6 protein-coding genes and 4 tRNA genes are annotated in these 6,190 nt (G+C 44.4%); 7 read left to right on the top strand and 3 right to left on the bottom strand.

The genetic code is table 11. The features are described 5' to 3' along the window. Positions 1-328: 328 nt before the first annotated feature. Both pssA and ST37_RS18230 read right to left on the bottom strand, forming a co-directional pair. Positions 329-1,669 carry a CDP-diacylglycerol--serine O-phosphatidyltransferase gene (gene pssA, locus ST37_RS18235; protein WP_084888973.1) on the bottom strand — a complete coding sequence of 447 codons (1,341 nt, stop codon included), beginning with the start codon at positions 1,667-1,669 and terminating at the stop codon, positions 329-331. Positions 1,670-1,790: 121 nt separating this feature from the next. Then, positions 1,791-2,231 (bottom strand): GNAT family N-acetyltransferase, encoded by a 441-nt coding sequence (locus ST37_RS18230; RefSeq protein WP_084888972.1) that lies wholly within the window; start codon positions 2,229-2,231, stop codon positions 1,791-1,793. 74 nt (positions 2,232-2,305) lie between these two features. Here ST37_RS18230 and murB point away from each other — a divergent pair, with 74 nt between their 5' ends. Both murB and birA read left to right on the top strand, forming a co-directional pair. Further along, positions 2,306-3,343: a UDP-N-acetylmuramate dehydrogenase gene (gene murB, locus ST37_RS18225; RefSeq protein WP_084888977.1), complete on the top strand. Its 1,038-nt coding sequence runs from the start codon at positions 2,306-2,308 to the stop codon at positions 3,341-3,343. Beyond that, the gene (birA, locus tag ST37_RS18220; RefSeq protein ID WP_084888971.1) at positions 3,340-4,308 is read left to right on the top strand and encodes a bifunctional biotin--[acetyl-CoA-carboxylase] ligase/biotin operon repressor BirA; all 969 of its coding nucleotides are present in this window, start codon (positions 3,340-3,342) and stop codon (positions 4,306-4,308) included. The genes murB and birA overlap by 4 nt, the downstream gene beginning before the upstream one ends. 1 nt (position 4,309) lies before the next feature. Here the strand turns inward: birA and coaA are convergent, their stop codons facing one another. After that, positions 4,310-5,233: a type I pantothenate kinase gene (gene coaA, locus ST37_RS18215; RefSeq protein ID WP_084888976.1), complete on the bottom strand. Its 924-nt coding sequence runs from the start codon at positions 5,231-5,233 to the stop codon at positions 4,310-4,312. Positions 5,234-5,448: 215 nt separating this feature from the next. Between coaA and ST37_RS18210 the strand changes: the two genes are divergently transcribed. From ST37_RS18210 to ST37_RS18190, 5 genes are all read left to right on the top strand, one after another. Further along, positions 5,449-5,524: transfer RNA gene (locus tag ST37_RS18210), tRNA-Thr, on the top strand. Positions 5,525-5,571: 47 nt separating this feature from the next. After that, positions 5,572-5,656: transfer RNA gene (locus ST37_RS18205), tRNA-Tyr, on the top strand. 35 nt (positions 5,657-5,691) lie between these two features. Beyond that, positions 5,692-5,766, top strand: a tRNA-Gly gene (locus ST37_RS18200). Between the two features lie 13 nt (positions 5,767-5,779). Further along, a tRNA-Thr gene (locus ST37_RS18195) sits at positions 5,780-5,855 on the top strand. Positions 5,856-5,956: 101 nt separating this feature from the next. Then, positions 5,957-6,190, top strand: a 234-nt coding sequence (locus tag ST37_RS18190) for a GTP-binding protein (protein ID WP_236260716.1), incomplete at its 3' end; no start/stop codon positions are given.

Genomic DNA, 6,190 nt, shown 5'->3' with positions numbered 1-6,190 from the left:
AAACCCAGTACGAATGTGCTGGGTTTTTTGCTGTTTGGGGTAAAGTGAATTGCCCTACGGGCAACGAGTCCCGCTGGAGCGCCAGCCCGGCCGCTCCGCCACTATTAAAGAAACCCAGTACGAATGTGCTGGGTTTTTTGCTATCTGGGATATAGCGATTTGCCCTACGGGCAACGAGTCCCGCAGGTAATTCAGAGACGAGCCACTCACGAGTTAATAAAGGCCTTTAAAGGCGTTGGTAAGCTTGCTGAAAGCAATCGGCCCATAAACATAATCAATGTCTATGGGCCGCAGGATAGTGTGCCTTAAAACGAAGCTAGAGCGTTAATTAGAGTAGTTTCTTAAGAATACTGTCCGCTTTAATTCTGGTGATTTTCTTTAACAGCTTTTGAACATCATCAGGATAGCTTTCTTGTTTCTCTAATTGCTTATAAGTACAGATTAAAGTGGAATGCTCTAATACACTATCGAGCTCGTGTTGAAACTGCCCTTCAAGCTCACCTTTTGGATCATTGATGTATAACCCATTTTCAAGGTCTAAGCTCCAAGCTCGAGGGTTTAGGTTGTTGCCAGTCAGCATAACTTGCTTCTTATCGACCCAAATACCTTTTAGGTGGAAGCTGTTGTTTTCATGCTTCCATATAAACAAAGAGAGTTTACGGCTAGCTATGTGTGCTTCATTAATTTTCGCATAACGACGAAGATTCATTTCATACAGATAAGGCAATCCACCCGCGGTATGAAACTCCTGATCGGGAGCGACATAAAAATCGTTTGCGGTTTTATCACCGACAATGATTTTTACTTCTACACCTCGGCGAATAGCCTTTCTAATTTCTTTCGCCACAGGCTTAGGGAAATTGAAGTAAGGCGTGCAAATAACGATTTCTAGCGTTGCCGCTTTTAGTAATTGCACAATAGCATGATTAAGATGGTTACGCCTTTTTCCCACACCCACAAGTGGGGTAATACTTAGCGCGTCACTTGATACAGACTCATTGTGAAACTGGTAGTATGAATTGGCTAAGGACGAACGCAATTGTCGAATTTGACCCTTAATATTTTTAGTTGAGGGTACCCCCTGCTTGCTAAGTTCGCATACAGCTGGATGATCAATGAGATCCGTTTTAATGTACTGAACAAAGCTGTCGCTCAACCCACTATGGTCAATTAGGTGGTATCTGTCTAAGCGATACTTGTCTTTATGATGCAGGTAAACATTGTTAAGGCTAGCGCCACTGTAAATGACGGTGTTATCAATCACGAAGCCTTTAAGGTGCAATACACCAAAGACTTCTCGGCCACGAACAGGGACGCCATATACGGGTATGGAGTGCTCGTGCTTTTGCGCATAGTCCCGATACATCCCAGCATTGCCATCGGATTTTTCTGCGCCAAACAACCCACGTTGAGCTCGATGCCAATCCACACAGATCTGCACATCTAAGGCAGGGTTGTTCTGTTTTGCAGCATACAAAGCATCAAACACTTCTATGCCTGCTTCATCTTGTTCTAAATAAAGGGCAGAGATGTATATACGTTGAGTCGCCGTTCGGATTTTATCAAGCAGTGTCGATTTAAACTCTTTGGCAGAGTGTAGAGTCGTAAACTGCTCAGCCGAAAGCGATAACGATGGTAATGAGCGTAGCGCTGATCTAGTCGCAATCATTAAGCTAATAGAACCTATAATTACTAAAATGCAATAAAGAAGTTTACCAGAGAACGCTCAAGATTGACTAATTATGGGGGTAACTAACTGTGTAATCCGTCAAATAATAATCACAAATAGTTTAGTTTGAACGATACCTCATGGCGGTAAGCCCTTTGCCGTTTCGTGAGTATCGATCAAACAACACTTTTAGGTCATTGGGTAACTGAGATGACTCTAGGAGGGAAAAGCCAGAGTTAGTATAAAAAGAGTCCAAATGCGACAGTGCAAAGCAGTAGTAATTTGAATTTAAGTAATGCTCTATACAGTGGGTGAGCAGTTGCCGACCAACACCTTTTAATCTACATTCCCTAGAAACTGCCATGCCTGTTAAGAGGAATTCTTCACCAACAGGTTTGAATCTTACCACCCCAACCATTTGCCCGCGGTGGATTGCGGCAATCACGATATCGGTCGGTTTGACTTTAGTCGACGGGTAATGTTCCTTATAAAATCGCTTAACCAATGGATACTTGATCCGGTCGACTATTTGGAATGTTAGTTTGTACTGAGGTTTGGTCATTTATCGGCTTCAAATTTCATTATTATGCGCTGCGTGTTATCTTTGCACACACTACCCATAGCTGTCATATCGTGATGCACGAATCCTACTCAACAAGTCTCAAGTCATTGCACACCTTCCATCTAGATGTTCATTGCGATCATATCATTGAAATTACCCGTGTCGATCAAATCCCTAAGGTGTTCGAACGATTAGGTAACCGCCCACACTTAATTTTGGGGCGAGGAAGCAATGTATTATTCGTCGAAGACTTCAAAGGAACAGTCGTGCTCAATCGAATAGGCGGTGTCAAGATTGTTGAAGATTCTGAGTTTTATCATATCCATGTTGGCGGTGGTGAAGATTGGCCAGATTTTGTTTCTTCTATGGTCACTAGAGGCATCGGTGGGTTTGAAAACTTAGCTATGATCCCAGGTTGCGTTGGAAGTTCACCGATACAAAATATTGGTGCTTATGGCGTAGAGCTCGACTCATTGTGTACCTATGTTGAGTATGTTGACCTGCAAAGTGCCCGTTTAGTGAGGCTCCCGTCTAGTGAATGTAACTTTGGCTATCGAGATTCAATTTTTAAGCACGATATTAAAGACCATGTATTTATTACCGCAGTAGGGTTCAAAGTGCCTAAACTGTGGCGGCCGATTCTAAGCTATGGTGCCTTGTCAGAGAGTATTGAAGGGGATGTAACCATAAAGTCTGTGTTTGAAGCGGTATGTCGAACTAGGAAAAGCAAACTGCCTGATCCCGACGAAATAGGCAACGCCGGAAGCTTCTTTAAGAACCCAGTGATCTCAAAGGCCCAATACTCGCTATTAAAAAATTCGTTCCCCAACGTTGTTGGGTTTGAACAGGAGCATGGGGTAAAACTTGCTGCGGGTTGGCTTATTGACCAAGCTGGGCTTAAAGGGACGCTCTTTGGGGGTGCGCAAGTCCACCCAAATCAGGCGTTGGTGCTCACTAACCCAAATCAAGCTTCTCCTAATGACGTTGTCGGACTTGCTCACTTGGTTCGTCGTGACGTGTTAGCAAAATTTGGTGTTGAACTTGAGCACGAGGTCCGGTTTATAGGCGCATTGGGTGAAACACATTTGGATGCACTGGTGAGTAAGTTATGAAAGACCAATCGGCGAAACTAAAGATTATTCAATTACTCAGCTCGGGAAGCAGTGTGTCTGGCGAAGTACTGGGTAAAGAGTTAGGTGTCAGTCGCGCAGCCATTAGCAAGCAAGTCAAAAGCCTAGCGGATTGGGGGTTGGATGTTTATAGCCTACCTGGAAAAGGGTATCAGCTAGCGAATCAAATCGAATTACTCGATAACCAGATTTTGACACCACTGATCCAAATGCCCTCAACGGTAACTCTATTTCCTCATATCGACTCAACCAATCAATATATGATGGGACGCTTAGAGCAATGGGATAGTGGTGATGTCTGCCTCGCTGAATATCAAACGGCAGGCCGAGGTCGTCGTGGAAGAAAATGGGTGTCACCTTATGGGTCGAATCTGTACATGTCTATGTATTGGCGATTTGAAGAAGGCGTTGCCGCGACGATGGGGTTAAGCCTAATTGTAGGCATTGCTATTGCTGAGACGCTTACCCAGCTAGGTGTATCGTCGAGCGTAAAGTGGCCTAATGATGTCTATATTGAAGGTAGAAAAGTCTCTGGCGTACTGGTAGAGCTGGCGATAGAAGCCGGCGGGGCTGCACAAGTCGTTATCGGCATTGGTATTAACCTAAGAATGAACGAGCAAAGCTCACAAGCAGAGGCCATTGACCAGCCTTGGACCAGTCTCGAGCAGCACCTAAATAGCCCGGTAAAACGCAATCAGTTTGCTGCCGCACTGATAAACCGATTACACGATGAATTGAATCAGTACCAGTTAACAGGCAATCAAGGTATCGCCGAGCGCTGGAAAAAGTACGATCACTTTATCAATCAACCGGTTAAGTTGATCATGGGAAAACAAACCATTGAAGGGATTGCTCGAGGTATAGACGATACTGGTGCTATTTTGGTTGAAAGTGATGGTGTCGTTACCCCTTATATTGGTGGCGAGATTAGCCTTAGGGGTAACTAACTTATTTTCTTAACGAGATGGTATCAACCTGATGCGATGTTTCTTTGTGAAGAATAAGGTTGGCTCTACCTCGAGTCGGCTCAATATTTTCAATAAGGTTTTTACCATTGATCGAAGACCAGATCGATCTTGCTTTAGCAATAGCCTGTTCATGACTGAGTTTTGTGTAGTGATGGAAGTACGAACCAGGTTTTTGAAACGCCCCTTGTCTAAATTGCATAAACCGCTCTACGTACCATTGCTCAATCAGCGACGCTTCTGCATCGACATAGATAGAAAAGTCCAAGAAATCAGAAACAAACACACTATGTGGCGCATGCGGGTAGTCTTGGCCACTTTGCAGTACATTCAAACCTTCGATAATCAGAATGTCAGGCCTGTCGACCGTTTTTATTTCGTCCGTAATGTCATAAGTAAGGTGAGAATAAATCGGTGCCGTTACGGTAGAGCGGCCAGACTTTACATCACTCACAAATTGCACTAACCGCTGAATATCATAAGATTCAGGGAAGCCCTTCTTAGGCATTAAGCCTCTTTCTTCCAATACGTGGTTAGGGTATAGGAAGCCATCCGTTGTTATGAGCTCGACTTTTGGGTGATTGTCCCAGCGTGAAAGCAGCGCTTCTAGCAGGCGGGCAGTGGTACTTTTGCCAACAGCAACACTGCCAGCAATACCAATAACAAAGGGAGGGGCGGATTCTTGTTTGTTCAAAAATTGCTGCAAAACGACATTACGAGACTGTCTTGCTTCTACATATAAGTTCAGCAGACGCGACAGCGGTAAGTAGACCTCAATCACTTCTTCCATCGTCAGGCTTTCGTTGATGCCTTGAAGTTCAATGAGATCCTCCTCTGTTAAAGTCATGGGTACTGACTTACGCAGTTGGGTCCATTGTTGTCTCGAAAACTGGGTAAAGGGAGTCATAATCATTCAATAGCAAATTCTATGAGGCTCACCTTAAACCATAAACGATGAAAATCAATCAATGTGGTGACAAATTCACAAATTGACTGCTTAAAAAAGCATCTAAAGTAAAGGTTTAGTAATGAAATCGGAAAAAAACACCATTTATCGTGATTTTTTTTATTTTTCCTATTGCAACGCTCATTTTCATCCCATAAAATGCGCCCCACTTACGTGCCGACTTAGCTCAGTAGGTAGAGCAACTGACTTGTAATCAGTAGGTCACCAGTTCGATTCCGGTAGTCGGCACCATTTTCACTTTGCCTTGGGCAATGATGACGAAAATGGCGTAAGTTCGTGGGGGGGTTCCCGAGTGGCCAAAGGGAGCAGACTGTAAATCTGCCGGCACTGCCTTCGATGGTTCGAATCCGTCCCCCCCCACCATTTTCTTTAGGAAATAGCGCTTAGAGTTACGCGTTGCGGGCATCGTATAATGGCTATTACCTCAGCCTTCCAAGCTGATGATGCGGGTTCGATTCCCGCTGCCCGCTCCACTCAATTAAGAGTGCTGATATAGCTCAGGTGGTAGAGCGCATCCTTGGTAAGGATGAGGTCGGCAGTTCGAGTCTGCCTATCAGCACCAGCTCTTAAGCAAATATTTCCTTTTGATATATACTTTATCACCAATACTTTTGGTTGCGTGGTCATCAAAGCCACTTTAATCCGTACCTAGAGGGACACTCCATGTCTAAAGAAAAATTTGAACGTACGAAACCGCACGTAAACGTTGGTACTATCGGCCACGTTGACCACGGTAAAACTACTCTTACTGCTGCTATCTGTACTACTTTGGCTAAAGTATACGGCGGTGAAGCGAAAGACTTCGCATCTATCGATAACGCTCCAGAAGAGCGTGAGCGCGGTATCACAATCGCTACTTCTCACGTAGAGTACGATACTCCATCTCGCCACTACGCG

The organism is Vibrio sp. qd031 (genome assembly GCF_002100145.1).
Classification (GTDB): Bacteria; Pseudomonadota; Gammaproteobacteria; order Enterobacterales; family Vibrionaceae; genus Vibrio.
Note: the sequence above shows the minus strand (reverse complement) of the source record. Positions and strands in the feature narration are given on the sequence as shown.

What these genes read in the sequence shown, in the direction of transcription:
- ST37_RS18230 (WP_084888972.1), bottom strand. Translation starts at nt 2,231, where the DNA reads ATGACCAAACCTCAGTACAAACTAACATTCCAAATAGTCGACCGGATC.
- pssA (WP_084888973.1), bottom strand. Translation starts at nt 1,669, where the DNA reads ATGATTGCGACTAGATCAGCGCTACGCTCATTACCATCGTTATCGCTT.
- coaA (WP_084888976.1), bottom strand. Translation starts at nt 5,233, where the DNA reads ATGACTCCCTTTACCCAGTTTTCGAGACAACAATGGACCCAACTGCGT.
- murB (WP_084888977.1), top strand. Translation starts at nt 2,306, where the DNA reads ATGCACGAATCCTACTCAACAAGTCTCAAGTCATTGCACACCTTCCAT.
- birA (WP_084888971.1), top strand. Translation starts at nt 3,340, where the DNA reads ATGAAAGACCAATCGGCGAAACTAAAGATTATTCAATTACTCAGCTCG.